Source organism: Zoogloea sp. (genome assembly GCF_030157465.1).
In the GTDB taxonomy this organism is placed as follows: domain Bacteria; phylum Pseudomonadota; class Gammaproteobacteria; order Burkholderiales; family Rhodocyclaceae; genus Zoogloea.
In genome coordinates this window covers 1-13,882 of sequence record NZ_JAOAUU010000174.1, presented here as the reverse complement: position 1 = coordinate 13,882, position 13,882 = coordinate 1, and the positions used below count along the sequence as shown (strand labels likewise).

The 13,882-nt window shown below is 67.0% G+C and carries 12 protein-coding genes; 10 read left to right on the top strand and 2 right to left on the bottom strand.

The window, feature by feature from the left end:
• Positions 1–108: 108 nt before the first annotated feature.
• The 3 genes from Q1W26_RS21150 to Q1W26_RS21140 all read left to right on the top strand — a co-directional run bounded on the left by Q1W26_RS21150 (position 109) and on the right by Q1W26_RS21140 (position 4,831).
• Positions 109–1,731 (top strand): methyl-accepting chemotaxis protein, encoded by a 1,623-nt coding sequence (locus Q1W26_RS21150; RefSeq protein WP_300444802.1) that lies wholly within the window; start codon positions 109–111, stop codon positions 1,729–1,731.
• Between the two features lie 100 nt (positions 1,732–1,831).
• Positions 1,832–3,673 carry a dihydroxy-acid dehydratase gene (gene ilvD, locus Q1W26_RS21145; protein ID WP_300444799.1) on the top strand — a complete coding sequence of 614 codons (1,842 nt, stop codon included), beginning with the start codon at positions 1,832–1,834 and terminating at the stop codon, positions 3,671–3,673.
• Between the two features lie 168 nt (positions 3,674–3,841).
• A complete protein-coding gene (locus Q1W26_RS21140; protein WP_300444796.1) occupies positions 3,842–4,831 on the top strand; it encodes a GNAT family N-acetyltransferase in 990 nt (329 codons plus the stop codon).
• 31 nt (positions 4,832–4,862) lie between these two features.
• Here the strand turns inward: Q1W26_RS21140 and Q1W26_RS21135 are convergent, their stop codons facing one another.
• Positions 4,863–5,897, bottom strand: a complete 1,035-nt coding sequence (locus Q1W26_RS21135) for a hypothetical protein (RefSeq protein ID WP_300444794.1) — start codon at positions 5,895–5,897, stop codon at positions 4,863–4,865.
• Between the two features lie 344 nt (positions 5,898–6,241).
• On the opposite strand from Q1W26_RS21135, the gene hypA reads away from it, so the two are divergent.
• From hypA to hypE, 7 genes are read left to right on the top strand one after another with little or no spacing between them, the layout of a single operon-like run.
• The gene (gene hypA, locus Q1W26_RS21130; RefSeq protein ID WP_300444792.1) at positions 6,242–6,583 is read left to right on the top strand and encodes a hydrogenase maturation nickel metallochaperone HypA; all 342 of its coding nucleotides are present in this window, start codon (positions 6,242–6,244) and stop codon (positions 6,581–6,583) included.
• A gap of 12 nt (positions 6,584–6,595) precedes the next feature.
• Positions 6,596–7,567 carry a hydrogenase nickel incorporation protein HypB gene (gene hypB, locus Q1W26_RS21125; protein WP_300444790.1) on the top strand — a complete coding sequence of 324 codons (972 nt, stop codon included), beginning with the start codon at positions 6,596–6,598 and terminating at the stop codon, positions 7,565–7,567.
• A 7-nt stretch (positions 7,568–7,574) separates the two neighbouring features.
• Positions 7,575–9,953, top strand: coding sequence for a carbamoyltransferase HypF (hypF, locus tag Q1W26_RS21120; RefSeq protein WP_300444788.1), 2,379 nt, complete (start codon positions 7,575–7,577; stop codon positions 9,951–9,953).
• On the top strand, positions 9,950–10,252 hold the full coding sequence (locus Q1W26_RS21115) for a helix-hairpin-helix domain-containing protein (RefSeq protein WP_300444784.1): 303 nt from the start codon (positions 9,950–9,952) through the stop codon (positions 10,250–10,252). Before hypF ends, Q1W26_RS21115 begins: the two co-directional genes overlap by 4 nt.
• Before the next feature lie 23 nt (positions 10,253–10,275).
• On the top strand, positions 10,276–10,512 hold the full coding sequence (locus Q1W26_RS21110) for a HypC/HybG/HupF family hydrogenase formation chaperone (protein WP_300444781.1): 237 nt from the start codon (positions 10,276–10,278) through the stop codon (positions 10,510–10,512).
• Positions 10,509–11,648 (top strand): hydrogenase formation protein HypD, encoded by a 1,140-nt coding sequence (gene hypD, locus Q1W26_RS21105; protein ID WP_300444778.1) that lies wholly within the window; start codon positions 10,509–10,511, stop codon positions 11,646–11,648. The genes Q1W26_RS21110 and hypD overlap by 4 nt, the downstream gene beginning before the upstream one ends.
• A 39-nt stretch (positions 11,649–11,687) precedes the next feature.
• On the top strand, positions 11,688–12,734 hold the full coding sequence (gene hypE / locus Q1W26_RS21100; RefSeq protein ID WP_300444776.1) for a hydrogenase expression/formation protein HypE: 1,047 nt from the start codon (positions 11,688–11,690) through the stop codon (positions 12,732–12,734).
• A gap of 61 nt (positions 12,735–12,795) precedes the next feature.
• On the opposite strand, the gene Q1W26_RS21095 is transcribed toward hypE, so the two are convergent.
• Positions 12,796–13,776, bottom strand: coding sequence for an SH3 domain-containing protein (locus Q1W26_RS21095; RefSeq protein ID WP_300444774.1), 981 nt, complete (start codon positions 13,774–13,776; stop codon positions 12,796–12,798).
• Between the last annotated feature and the right edge of the window lie 106 nt (positions 13,777–13,882).

Below are 13,882 nucleotides of genomic sequence, written 5' to 3'. Positions count from 1 at the left end.
GCGCTCAGCCTGCGCGGCCCGCACCTCAAGAGACCCCGCCGGATTGCCGTAAACCTGGCCACGACAAGTACGGCGTGTGCCGCGCAATGTCGCCTTGAGGATACGAAGATGCGCAAACTTGCCGATACGCCGATCTGGCTGCGCCTGACCGGCGCGATCTGGCTGATGCTGGTGATTGCCTGGATGGGCATGATTGCCTGGGAAACTCGTGTCAACCGGACTACCGCCATCGCCCAGGCCGAGGATTTCGCTCACAGCATTCACGAAATGACCATGGCCGGCCTGACCGGCATGATGATCACCGGCACGATCGGGCAGCGGGAAGTCTTTCTCGACCAGATCACGCAGCTGTCGGTTATCAAGGATCTGCGGGTGATTCGCGCAGAGGCGGTGAGCCGGCAGTTTGGGGCGGGCAGCCGCGCCATGCCGGTACTCGATGCCGACGAGCAGGCCGCGCTGGCCAGCCGGCAAGAGGTGGTGCGTGTCGAGCACGATGCGACAAACGGTGAATACCTGCGGGTCGTCAAGCCGGCCCTGGCCGCCGAGAACTATCTCGGCAAGAACTGCATTGCTTGTCACCAGGTGCCGGCGGGCACGCCGCTCGGCCTTGTCAGCATGAAGGTCTCCCTCGAGAAGGTGAATGAGGCGGTCGATGCCTTCATGTGGAAGAGTGTCGTCAGCGCGCTGGTGCTGTCCTTGCCGCTGATCGGCTTCGTGATCATCTTTATCCGCCGCTTCGTGGTCATTCCGCTTGCCGCGATGAATCGCGGCCTTGCCGAGATCGCCAAGGGCGAGGGCGACCTGACCCGTCGCCTGCCGGTGGCGGGGCGCGACGAGATCGGCCAGATGGCGACCGCCTTCAACGAGATGCTGGGCACCATCGGCCAGCTTGTACGCCAGGTGAGCGAATCCGCGGCGCAGGTGACCGGCTCGGCGCAGCAGTTGTCGGCCAGTGCAGACCGTGTGGCCGATGGCTCGCGTCGCCAGCATGACCAGACCGAGCACGCCGCGACGTCGGTGGACCACATGGCGGCCAACATCGCCCAGGTTGCGGCCAGCGCCGAGCGCGTGCATCAACGTTCCCAGGAAAGTCTGCGCCGTGCCGAGGACGGCAGTTCGACGCTCGTTTCGCTGGTGACCGAAGTCGGTCATGCCGAAGACGCGGTGCGCCAGATGGCAAATTCCGTCGAGCAGTTTGTCGAATCCACGACAGCCATCACGAGCATGACCCGGGAAGTGCGTGAAATTGCCGAGCAGACGAACCTGCTGGCACTCAACGCCGCCATCGAGGCCGCCCGCGCCGGGGAACAGGGCCGCGGTTTTGCCGTGGTGGCGGACGAAGTGCGAAAGCTGGCCGAGAAATCCGCCCGGTCGGCCGGAGACATCGATGCCGTCACGGCCCAGTTGAGCCGTCAGTCGGTGGCCGTGCGCGCGGCGATCCACCAGGGGCTGGACCACCTGGCCTCCAGCCGCGATGCGGTGAGCACGGTGTCCGGTGCCATCGCGTCGGCCAACGAATCGGTGGCCGCGGTTGGCCATGGCCTCGACGAGATTGCCGAGGCGACCGAGCAGCAGCGGGGTGCCAGCGCCGCGGTTGCGTCGAGCATCGAGGCGATTGCCGCGATGGCCCGGGACAACAACGCAGCGGTCGAGTCCACGGCCAGCGCGGCCCGGGACATGGAGAGCCTGGCCAGCCAGCTACAGCAGACCGTCGCCCGTTTTCGGGTTTGAGCGGGGCGCCCCGACTGAATTGTGGCGCGGCGGGGCTGGCGCAAAGCGCTAGAATGGTAGATTGGCAATAATCAATTTGTTGAACACGGAGTCCGCCGAAATGCCCCAGTACCGTTCCCGCACTTCCACCGCCGGTCGCAACATGGCCGGCGCCCGCGCCCTGTGGCGCGCCACCGGCATGAAGGATGGCGATTTCGAAAAGCCGATCATCGCCGTGGTGAACAGCTTCACCCAGTTCGTGCCCGGCCACGTGCACCTCAAGGATCTCGGTCAGCTGGTCGCGCGGGAGATCGAGAAAGCCGGCGGCGTAGCCAAGGAATTCAACACCATTGCCATCGACGACGGCATCGCCATGGGCCACGGCGGCATGCTCTACAGCTTGCCCAGCCGCGACCTGATCGCCGACAGCGTCGAGTACATGTGCAATGGCCACACCGCCGACGCGATGGTGTGCATCTCCAACTGCGACAAGATCACCCCGGGCATGCTGATGGCCGCGCTGCGCCTCAACATCCCGGCAATCTTCGTATCCGGCGGGCCGATGGAGGCGGGCAAGGTCAAGTGGGAAGCCAAGGTGATCTCCCTCGACCTCGTCGATGCAATGGTCAAGGCGGCCGACAGCAGCTGCTCCGACGAGGAAGTGGACGCCATCGAGCGTTCGGCCTGTCCGACCTGTGGTTCCTGTTCCGGCATGTTTACCGCCAACTCGATGAACTGCCTGACCGAAGCGCTGGGCTTGTCGCTGCCGGGCAACGGCACCGTGCTGGCGACCCACGCCGACCGCGAGCAGCTCTTCAAGCGCGCCGGCCAGACCATCGTCGATCTTGCCCGCCGCTATTACGAGCAGGATGACGAGTCGGTGCTGCCGCGCTCCATCGCCAGCTTCCGGGCCTTTGAAAACGCCATCACCCTCGATGTGGCGATGGGGGGCTCGACCAATACCGTGCTGCACCTGCTGGCTGCGGCTAAGGAAGCCGGTGTCGATTTCACGATGAAGGACATCGATCGCATCTCGCGCAAGGTGCCCTGCCTGTGCAAGGTGGCTCCGGCCGTGGCCGATGTGCACATCGAAGACGTGCACCGCGCCGGCGGCATCATGGCGATCCTGGGCGAACTCGCCCGCGCCGGCCTGCTGCACACCGACCTGCCCACCGTTCACACCAAGACCATGGCTGAAGCCCTGGCCTCGTGGGACGTGATGCAGGCCCATGATTCCGGCGTCTTCAACTTCTACAAGGCTGCGCCCGGCGGCGTGCCGACGCAGGTGGCCTTCAGCCAGGATCGTCGCTGGAACGAGCTGGACATGGACCGCAGCCACGGCGTGATCCGCGACAAGGCCAACGCCTTCAGTCAGGACGGCGGCCTTGCCGTGCTCTACGGCAACATCGCCGAGAAGGGCTGCATCGTGAAGACCGCCGGAGTCGATGAATCGATCTGGAAGTTCACCGGCCGCGCCCGCGTGTTCGAAAGTCAGGAAGATTCGGTCGCCGCGATCCTTGCCGACCAGATTGTTGCCGGCGACGTGGTGGTGATTCGCTACGAAGGCCCGAAGGGCGGCCCCGGCATGCAGGAAATGCTCTATCCGACCAGCTATCTCAAGTCCAAGGGCCTCGGAAAATCCTGTGCACTGCTCACCGACGGGCGTTTCTCGGGCGGTACTTCCGGCCTGTCGATCGGCCACGCCTCGCCGGAAGCCGGCTGTGGCGGCGCCATTGGCCTGGTGGAAGAGGGCGACATCATCGAGATCGACATTCCCAACCGCCGCATTCACCTGGTGGTCAGCGAGGCGGATCTCGCCACGCGTCGTGTTGCACAGGACGCGCGGGGCTGGAAGCCGGCCAACCGGGTTCGTCACGTGTCTGCTGCGCTGCAGGCCTACGCAGCGCTGACCACCAGTGCCGATACCGGCGCCGTGCGGGATGTGACCCAAGTCCAGCGTTGATGAGTGTTGTCGTGCAGTAAAAAGAGCCTGGCGCGAGCCGGGCTCTTTTTTTGGTGCTTTCTTCTGTGGTGCCTGGGCGGAAAGTGTGTCCAATCGTGACTCCCTGCCGTGGCTTGCCGGCCGCTGGCAGGTAGCATCGCGGCTCATTCAGTATTTGCCTGCGATGTCATGAAAGAAGCGGTTACCTGCGCCAATGTTCAGTCTGCTGCGGCCGTGCCGGTCGGCGCATGTTCTATCCGGGAGGTGCGTAGCCGCCAGGAATGGGATGCGCTGTTCAACCGGATCGAGGCGCCGGCCATTGTGCAGTCCTGGGCCTATGGTGAAGCCAAGGTGGCGTCGGGTGGCTGGTGCGTCGAGCGAATGGTTTTCGAGCGGGTCGGCCAGCCGGTGGCGATCTGCCAGGTGCTCGTCAAGCGGGTTCTGGGCTTGGCCGTGGCGGCGCGGATCAACCGCGGGCCGCTGTTGCTGGCCGTCAGCCCCGCTGCGGAGGAGGTGCAGGCGGTGTACGCGGCACTGCGTCAGCGCTGGCGCTTTGGCCGGCGCGGGGTGCTGGTGATTGCTCCGGGATTGGCCGATTCCGAAAACCACCGTGCCTGGCTGTCGGCGGCCGGCTTTCGCTCCCGCAGGGCGGCGGGCTGGTGTTCGGCGGTGCTCGATCTGCGGCTCGACGATGAGGCGCTGCGCAGAAAGCTCAGTTCAAACTGGCGCAATCATCTCAAGGTGTCGGAGCGGGGCGGGCTCGAATTCGATGTGTCCACCGAGCAGGCTGCGGTCGACTGGATTCTCGCCCGCCATGGCGAGCACATGCAGGAGAAGGGTTTCTCCGGGACGCCGGTGGATTTTCTACGGGCGCTGCAGTGCCATGCGCCCGAGGATTTCTTTGTGCTCCGGGTGCTGCAGGGCGGGCATCCGGTGGCGGGCATGATCGCTTTTCGCTTTGGGCGCAGTGCCGAATATTTTATCGGCTGGTATGGCCCCGAGGCGCGCCAGGCCAAGGCTGGCAACTTCCTGCTGTGGCACGCGGCGCGGGCCATGCGCTCTCAGGGCTGCGAGCGTTTCGATCTGGGCGGCTATTCCTCGTCTGACGGCTACGGCCGCTTCAAGCAGGACATGCGCGGCGCCGAGTACCGCCTGATCGGTGAGTGGCTGGCCTTCTGAGCGGGCTTTGTGCGGGCTGGGGGTGTGGCGCTCAGCCGACGGAGAACAGGTAGATGAAGGAGGCGAGGACGAGGATCAGCGCCAGTGCAAGGCCGCCGCCGGTGAGCACGATCGGCGTGTAGCTGACGATGGCGAAATGCCGGCCGCACGCCCTGCAGCGAAAATAGTCGGTGAAGTTGATTCCGGCGAACTTGTGCGGGTGCATCTGTGACGGCCGCACGTTCTCGCTCTTGCAGTGCACGCAGCGGGGCTTGGAGCCCTTTATGAGCCGGACTTCGCGGGCCGGCTTGCGTTTTTCGGGGTATTGCGACTTGCGCTTTACCGGGGGCGCCTCGCTGTCGGGCGCGTCGGGCTTGAGTTTGGCCAGCTTGCGATTGGTTTGGGCGCGCCGGTAAAAGAAAAACGCCAGGCCGCCGGCCATGATGGCCAGCATGGCCAGCAGGCCGAATTTCAGGAAGGGGCCAAGAATCGCCCACGCGCCGGCCGCACTGAGGGCCGCCGGTGCCTCCGGGGATGCTCCGGCGCCGTTTTGCGGTTTGCCTGCCCCCGGTTGATCGCCGCGCAGTTCCTTCAGCTTTTCCTGGCCGTGCCAGGCTGCCTGGACGGGCGTCATGCCGGCGCGGGCCAGAAGGACTGCGTCATCGAAGACGAAACCGGCATCCCACCAGGCGAGCCGATCCTGCGGCGAGAAACCTTCCCGTTTCCAGGCGGCGGGGTCGGAGTGGTCCAGGTCGGCCATCATGGTCCGGCTGCTCCGGGCCGAGTCACGCCAGACCCGGGCCTCATCGGCGTCGAAGCCCTTGTCCGACCAGCTGCGTGCGACCAGGGGTAAGAAGCCTGCCTGCTGCCAGTTCATGGCTTCCTGGGGCGCGAACTTGTAGTCCTGCCATTCCCGCGCCTCTGCCGGCTTCATGCCGGTGTCTTCCCAGCGGGTGACCTTGGGGGGGGCGGGCAGCGCTGTATCAACCGCGGCGGCCTGCGGCGGCGGAGTTTCCGGGGCGCTCAGGGCGTGAGTCGGTGCAGCAAGGAGGGCGAGGGTGGCAAGCGCCGGCAGCAGGTTTTTCATGGGCAGGAAGATTCAATCAGAGCGGCCTGGAACGAATCGGGAACATATCCGGGGCTGCGGGAAAAGTCATATTTTTTGTCGCCCGATCGTGAATTATCCGGTCAAAAACAGTAATTTCCGCTACGTCTGCCGGCCTCCGGATGGGATTGCGAAACATGTCAATGTCTTCATGGCGCGCCTGGCGATCATTGCGGCTTGCGGTGAGGGGAGCGAGGGCGGGTGAAACGGGCGCGCCGAGTCGGGTCGTGCAGGTCGCAGGTTCGCAATTCGGCCATGGAAGAGGGTATCGTGAAAGACCCGCCGGCGCGGATCCAGGGCGCGTGGTGTCGGGTGGAGATCATTGAATGCATGAAATGTCACTGGCGGAAGGAATCCGTCAGATCGTCGAGGATGCAGGCCGCGCCCAGGGTTTTCGCAAGGTGAGAACCGTGGTGCTGGAAATCGGCCAGCTTGCGTCTGTCGAGCCAGAAGCGCTCGGTTTTTGCTTCGAGCTGGTGATGCAGGGCGGTGTCGCCGAAGGCGCCCGGCTGCAGATCGAGGCCGTGCCCGGCTGTGGCTGGTGCCCTGCCTGCGCGGCGACGGTGGCAATCAACACCTTGTATGATCCGTGCCCGCGCTGCGGCGGCTACCAGGTGCAGACCACCGGTGGCACCGAAATGCGGGTCAAGGAGCTGGAAATAGAATGAAGGTGGTGTGAGATGTGCAATGTGTGCGGTTGCGGAACCGGAGAAACCCGCATCGAGGGCCTGGCTCTGGATAAGCCTGATGAGCACGCGCAGGGCCACAAATGGGTGCCGGTCGGCGCGCACGGCCACGTTCATCGCCATGCCGATGGCACCTGGCACAGCCACGGTCACGCCCCGGCCGAAGAGAGCCTGCATTATGGGCAGGGCCCGGCCGGCGCCGACGTGCCGGGCATGAGCCAGGCCCGGATGGTGAAGATCGAGCAGGACATCCTCGCCAAGAATGACGGCTACGCCGCGGGCAACCGGGGCTGGCTGCAGGATCGCGGAATTCTCGCGCTGAACCTGGTCTCCAGCCCCGGCTCCGGCAAGACCAGCCTGCTGGTGCGCACCATCGAAGCCCTGCAGGCCCGCGTGCCGGTGGGGGTTATCGAGGGCGACCAGCAAACCAGCTTCGACGCCGAGCGCATCCGCGCGACCGGTGCGCCGGCGCTGCAGATCAACACCGGCAAGGGCTGCCACCTCGACGCCCGGATGGTTGGCCATGCCCTGGAAAAAATGGTGCCGCCAGAGAACAGCCTGTTGCTCATTGAAAACGTTGGCAACCTCGTCTGCCCGGCCGCCTTCGACCTGGGCGAAGCCGCCAAGGTGGTTGTGCTGTCGGTTACCGAAGGCGAGGACAAGCCCCTCAAATACCCCGACATGTTTGCTGCCGCGAGCCTGATGCTGATCAACAAGATCGACCTGCTGCCCTACCTGAGTTTCGACCTGGACAAGACCATTGAATTTGCGCTGCGGGTCAATCCGCGGCTGCAGGTGATCCAGGTTTCCGCCACCACCGGCGCGGGCTTCGACGCCTGGCTGGGCTGGATCGATGCCCGCCTTGCCGCTCTGCGCGTCGCCCGTGACGAGACGGTCGCCACCTTGCGCGCCCGCGTCAAAGCCCTTGAAGCGGCGCTGGATGCCGCACGTGCCGCGAAAGCCTGAGCCACCCATGCTGATTGTTGTTGATCCGACCCGTGTTGCCCGCCGCCTGCGCGTGCGTGGCGTTGTCCAGGGAGTGGGCTTCCGGCCCTTTGTGTATCGTTTTGCCAACTCGCTCGGCCTTGTCGGCTGGGTGCGCAACGATGGCGGTGGGGTGGAGATCGAGATTGAAGGCAGCGAGCCGCTGGTGGATGCCTTTACGCAGTGCCTCGCCAGCGAGGCGCCACCGCTGGCGCGGGTGGACTCCATCGAGCCCGAGGTGATTCCGCCCGACCACGCGCGCCGGGATTTCGTGATCCTGCCGAGCGCCGAAGGTGCGGTTGCCACCGCCATCGGCCCCGACGTGGGGGTTTGCCACGCCTGCCTTGCCGAACTTTTCGATAGTGACGACCGGCGCTGGCGCTACCCCTTCATCAACTGCACCCATTGCGGCCCGCGCTACACCATCACGCGCAGCCTGCCCTACGACCGGGCGCGCACCAGCATGGCCAGCTTTGTGTTGTGCCCCGGTTGCGCTGCCGAATACGCCCACCCGGGCGACCGCCGCTTCCATGCCGAACCCAACGCCTGTCCGGTGTGCGGCCCGCAACTGAGCCTCTTCGAGGCCCACGGCGTGCCGGCCATTGCCCGCGACCCGCTGGCCGAAACCCTGCGCCGCCTGCAGCTTGGCGAGATTGTCGCAATCAAGGGCCTGGGGGGCTTTCACCTCGCCTGCGATGCCGCCAATCCCGAGGCGGTGGCCCGCCTGCGCCAGCGCAAGGGACGCCCGCACCAGCCCCTCGCACTGATGCTTGCCAACAGCGCCAGCGTGGCCGGCCGGGCCCGGCTGTCGGCGCCCGAAGCCGCCGCGCTCGAGAGCGCCGAGCGGCCCATCGTGCTGCTCGACAAGCTGGAGGGCTTCGATACGGCCTTTCCCGGCATTGCCCCCGACCTCGACGAAGTCGGCGTCATGCTCCCCTACACGCCGATCCATTACCTGCTCTTTCACGAGGCCGCGGGGCGTCCGGCGGGCACCGAATGGCTTGCCCAGGCGCAGCCGCTGGCGCTCGTGATGACCAGCGCCAACCCCAATGGTGAGCCGCTGGTGCAGCGCAACGACGAAGCCCTCGAGCGCCTTTCCGAAATTGCCGACGTGCTGCTGATGCACAACCGCGACATCGTCGTGCGCTGTGACGACTCGGTGCTGCGCCTGCGCCCCGACCTTCCCGCCGCGGCCGGCGAGGCCACTGGCGCCGGCGTGCAGTTTTTGCGTCGGGCCCGCGGCTTTACGCCGCTGGCGATGCCGCTGGATGACGACGGCCCGGCGGTGCTGGCCTTTGGTGCCCATTTCAAGGCCACCCTGTGCCTGGCCCGTGGCAGCGAAGCCTTCTTGTCCCAGCACATCGGGGGCCTCGACAACCCGGCGGCCTGCACGGCGCTGGATGAAGCCGCCGCCCACCTGCAGAGCATCCTGTCGGTGCGTCCGGCGGCCGTCGCCCACGACGCCCACCCCGACTATTACTCGACCCGCGCCGCGCTGGAGATGGCCGACGCCTTCGACCTGCCGTCCGTCGCCGTCCAGCACCACCACGCCCACATCGCCGCGGTGTGCGCCGAGCATCGCCTCGACGGCCCGGTGATCGGCCTGGCTGCGGACGGGGTCGGGCTCGGCACCGACGGCCTGCCCTGGGGGGGCGAACTGCTGTACGTGGATGGCGCCGAGTTCCGCCGTCTCGGCCACCTCAGCCCGCTGCCGCTGCCCGGCGGCGACCGCGCCGCCCGCGAGCCCTGGCGCATGGCCTGCGGCGTGCTCCACGCGCTGGGCCGTGGCGAGGAAGCGCTCCTCCGCTTTGCCGACCGGCCCGGTGTCGAGCAGGTTTTATCGATGCTCGTGCGCGGCACCCGCTGCCCGCCCAGTACCGGCCTCGGCCGCTGGTTCGATGCCGCCGCCGGCCTGCTTGGCGTTTGCGACGCGATGAGCTTCGAAGGCCAGGCCGCGATGCGCCTCGAAACCCTGGCCCGTCGCTTCGGCGACAGCCTGCCGCTGTCCGGCGGCTACTACATCGATGCGCCGCGGACGGACGGCATGGCGGTGCTCAACTTCTACCCGCTCCTGATGCAGCTGGTCGACGAGCAGGACGCCGCTCGTGGTGCCGCCCACTTCCATGCCACGCTGATCGAGGGGCTGGTCCGCTGGGTTGCCGACGCCGCGCAGGCCACCGGCATCCGCCGCGTGGCCCTGTCCGGCGGTTGCCTGCACAACCGGCTGCTTGCCGTCGGCCTGCGTTCCAGGCTGTCTGCGCGTGGCCTGGCGGTTTTCGAAGCCCAGCACGTTCCGCCGGGCGACGGCGGCATCGCCCTCGGACAGGCCTGGGTTGCCCGGGCCGAACTGCGAAGGGGGCTGTTGTGACGCGGGCTGGCAAGAAATCGCTGCACACGGCCGCCACCGTGCGCCGGCTGGAGGATATTCCCAACATCGGCAAGGCCGTCGCCAACGACTTGCGCGGTATCGGCATCACCGCGCCGGCGGCGCTTTGCGGGCGCGACCCCTACGCGCTCTACGCCGAGCTTAACGCTGCTACCGGCATGCGCGTCGATCCGTGCATGCTCGACACCTTCATCGCCGCCACCCGCTTCATGGCCGGTGAGCCGGCCCGGCCATGGTGGGCCTATACCGCCGAACGCAAGGCGCGCCTCGGCCAGAAATAGCAGAAGGACAGAAGGAGCCCCTCATGTGCCTCGCCATCCCGACCCGTGTCATCGCACTTCTCCCTGACGGCCAGGCCGTGGTCGAACTGGGGGGGGTGAGAAAAACAATCTCCGTCGAACTGGTCGACGACCTGACCGTGGGCGATTACGTGATCGTCCACGTCGGCTACGCGCTCACCCGGCTCGACCCGGAAGAAGCGGAGCAGACCCTTGCGCTGATGCGTGAAGCCGGCATCGATACGGCCGGGGTGGCCGGATGAAATACGTGGATGATTTTCGCGATGGCGAGATCGCCCGCGGACTTGCCGCCGCCATCGCCCGCGAAGTCGAGCCCGGCCGGCGCTACGCCTTCATGGAGTTCTGCGGTGGCCACACCCACGCCATCTCCCGCTACGGCGTCACCGACCTGCTGCCGCCCGCGGTGCGCATGATCCACGGCCCCGGCTGCCCGGTCTGCGTGCTGCCCATCGGCCGCATCGACCAGGCGATCCAGCTGGCCCTGGACGAGGGCGTCACTGTTTGCAGCTATGGCGACACCCTGCGCGTGCCGGCCTCGGAGGGCCTGTCGATGCTGCGCGCCCGGGCCCGGGGCGCCGACATCCGCATGATCTACTCGGCCGCCGACGCACTGGCGCTGGCGCAACGGGAGCCGGAGCGGCAGGTAGTGTTCTTCGCCATCGGCTTTGAAACCACGACGCCGCCCACCGCGCTGGTGATCCGCCAGGCGGCGAAGCTCGGCCTGAAGAATTTCAGCGTGTTGTGCTGCCACGTGCTCACGCCGCCGGCCATCACCGCAATCCTGGATTCGCCGGAAGTGCGTGATCTCGGCATCGTGCCCCTGGATGGCTTCATCGGTCCGGCCCATGTCAGCACGGTGATCGGCACCCGCCCTTACGCCGGTTTTGCCGCTGAATACCGCAAGCCGGTGGTGATCGCCGGCTTCGAGCCCCTCGACGTGATGCAGGCCATCCGCATGCTGGTGCGTCAGGTGAATGAAGGCCGGGCCGAGGTCGAAAACGAATTCACCCGAGCCGTCACCGAGGAGGGCAATCTCAAGGCCCAGGCGCTGATGGCCGAGGTGCTCGAGTTGCGCAGCGAGTTTGAATGGCGCGGCCTTGGCGTGCTGCCCAATTCAGCGCTGAAGATCCGCGAGCGTTTTGCTGACTTCGATGCCGAGGCCCGCTTCGGGCTCCGCTATCGGCCGGTGCCCGACCATAAATCCTGCGATTGCGGCGCCATCCTGCGCGGCGTCAAGGTGCCCCTCGACTGCAAGCTCTTCGGCACGGTGTGCACCCCCGAAACGCCGATGGGTTCGTGCATGGTGTCGTCCGAAGGCGCCTGCGCGGCCCATTACACTTATGGGCGTTTTCGTGACATTCCCGTCACGGCGGCGTGACATGGGAAACGGCTTGCCGACCGAGACCACACCTGTGACATGAAAAAAACCTACATCCGTCCCCTCGACCTTCGTCACGGCAGCGTTGATCTTTCCCACGGCGGCGGTGGGCGGGCGATGGTTCAGCTGATCGGCGAAGTGTTCGGCCGAGCCTTCGACAACGAATGGCTGCGCCGCGGCGACGATGGCGCGGTACTGCCGGCGCCCGCGCCTGGCGAACGCCTGGTGATGGCTACCGACGCCCATGTGGTGTCGCCACTGTTCTTTCCCGGCGGCGACATCGGCTGCCTGTGCGTCCACGGCACCATCAACGACGTGGCCGTGATGGGCGCGCGGCCGCTGTATCTTGCCGCAAGCTTCATCCTCGAAGAGGGTTTTCCGCTGGCCGAACTGGCCCGCATTGTTGCCAGCATGGCCGCCGCGGCCAAGGCGGCCGGCGTGCCGGTGGTGACCGGCGACACCAAGGTCGTCGAAAGGGGCAAGGGCGATGGAATCTTCATCACCACCACCGGCCTCGGCGCGCTGCCGGCCGGGCGCGAGCTTTCGGGGGCCAACGCGCGGCCCGGCGACACGGTGATCGTGTCCGGTACGCTGGGCGATCACGGCATGGCGATCATGGCCCGGCGTGAGAACCTGGCCTTCGAATCGGAAATCCGCTCCGACACCGCAGCGCTGCACGGGCTGGTTGCCGCAGCCCTCGCCGCGGTGCCGCAAACCCGCGTGCTGCGCGACCCGACCCGCGGCGGGCTGGCGGCTACGCTCAACGAGATCGCCCAGCAATCCGGCGTCGGCATCGTTCTCGACGAAGCGGCGATTCCCGTCGACCCGCAGGTGGCCGCCGCCTGTGAATTTCTTGGCCTCGATCCGCTCAACATCGCCAACGAGGGCAAGCTCGTCGCCATCTGCCCGGCGGACGCAGCGGATGCCCTCGTCGCTGCGCTGCGGGCCCATCCGCTGGGCGCCCGCGCAGCCCGCATCGGCGAAGTCATCGCCGACGAGCACCGTTTCGTGCAGATGAAAACCGCCTTTGGCGGCCGCCGCATGGTGGATTGGCTGGCCGGCGAGCAACTGCCGCGGATCTGCTGAGCTAAGAAGCCCCACCGGCAGAGGTCGGCGGGGCTTCTTAGCGGGCCGTGCGATCAGGTTTTCAGGGGTTGCCCCGCGGAGCGTCCGGCCGGTTGCCGGATTCCCCCCGGTCGTGGCGCGGCGGAAGGGCGATGTCCCGCTGCGGTCGTGGCGCCTCGATGCGCTGGGGCGGCATCGGCATGGCGGGGGCCGCGCTGGGCGGTGGGGCCATAGTGGGGCGGGGCTGGACGGCTTCCTGTTGACGGGGGGCGTCCACCCTTTCCGTGCGATGCGGGAAGAAGTAGCGATCCTTCTCCAGGCGCGGCTGTGCGGGCGGGGCTCCACCGACGGACGGGGCAGGCGCTGGCGCTGGTGCCGGCGCGACATTGATGCCGCCTCCACCGCGGTTCGGCTCGCGCTCCTGGCGGGGCGGTGGTGGATAGGGCTGCTGGGGTGACTGGCCCTGCGGCGGCGCCACGCGGTCCTGCCGCGGCGGAAACGGGCGATCACGATCCGGCGTGAAGGGGCGGCCCTGATCCGGGGGGAAGGCACGTTCACGGCCATCACGGTGCGGGTAGGGTTGCTGCCAGCCGCCCCACTGCGGCGGCGGTGCCGGCATGACCCTTGGCTGAGGGGGCGGTGGGCGACGCCAGCGGTGATCGTCGTACCAGGGCTGGTTGCGGTAGTGGTTGCCCCAGTAGTCCCCGATGACGAAGGAGATCAGCGGAATGCCGATGACCGAGCCGTATTGCGGCACCGGCAGCGCGTCGCCCCGCCAGGGATAGGACAGGCTGCGGCCGAAAACCCAGCCGCGCAGACCGTCGTAGAGAATCACATCGCACCAGTCGTAGTTTGGCAGGCAGCCTGCAACCTCGACGCCCAGGCCCGGATGGAGCGTGGCGACGATCGGGTAATCGAGATCGGGGCCGGCGTACATCTGGACGGGCGTGTTGATGTAGATCTGCTGGGCCTCTGCGGCCGCAGGCAGGATCAGGGCTGCCGCGCCCGCGATCGTGAGGACTGCGGCGGCCTTGAGGCGGAGAAGGGTAGGGCGAAGGGGCATGACATGCTCCCGGCAGGTCTGGTCGGCCGCCCGACGGGCAGCGCACGCTGTCATCTTAGAGCCTCTCGCGGGTGGCGTCTGCGCGTGTCTGTAAGCGCAGGTTTCC

Bases quoted from the DNA above. Each gene is read 5' to 3' on its own strand.
- Q1W26_RS21150 (WP_300444802.1), top strand. From the start codon at position 109: ATGCGCAAACTTGCCGATACGCCGATCTGGCTGCGCCTGACCGGCGCG.
- ilvD (WP_300444799.1), top strand. From the start codon at position 1,832: ATGCCCCAGTACCGTTCCCGCACTTCCACCGCCGGTCGCAACATGGCC.
- Q1W26_RS21140 (WP_300444796.1), top strand. From the start codon at position 3,842: ATGAAAGAAGCGGTTACCTGCGCCAATGTTCAGTCTGCTGCGGCCGTG.
- Q1W26_RS21135 (WP_300444794.1), bottom strand. From the start codon at position 5,897: ATGAAAAACCTGCTGCCGGCGCTTGCCACCCTCGCCCTCCTTGCTGCA.
- hypA (WP_300444792.1), top strand. From the start codon at position 6,242: ATGCATGAAATGTCACTGGCGGAAGGAATCCGTCAGATCGTCGAGGAT.
- hypB (WP_300444790.1), top strand. From the start codon at position 6,596: ATGTGCAATGTGTGCGGTTGCGGAACCGGAGAAACCCGCATCGAGGGC.
- hypF (WP_300444788.1), top strand. From the start codon at position 7,575: ATGCTGATTGTTGTTGATCCGACCCGTGTTGCCCGCCGCCTGCGCGTG.
- Q1W26_RS21110 (WP_300444781.1), top strand. From the start codon at position 10,276: ATGTGCCTCGCCATCCCGACCCGTGTCATCGCACTTCTCCCTGACGGC.
- hypD (WP_300444778.1), top strand. From the start codon at position 10,509: ATGAAATACGTGGATGATTTTCGCGATGGCGAGATCGCCCGCGGACTT.
- hypE (WP_300444776.1), top strand. From the start codon at position 11,688: ATGAAAAAAACCTACATCCGTCCCCTCGACCTTCGTCACGGCAGCGTT.
- Q1W26_RS21095 (WP_300444774.1), bottom strand. From the start codon at position 13,776: ATGCCCCTTCGCCCTACCCTTCTCCGCCTCAAGGCCGCCGCAGTCCTC.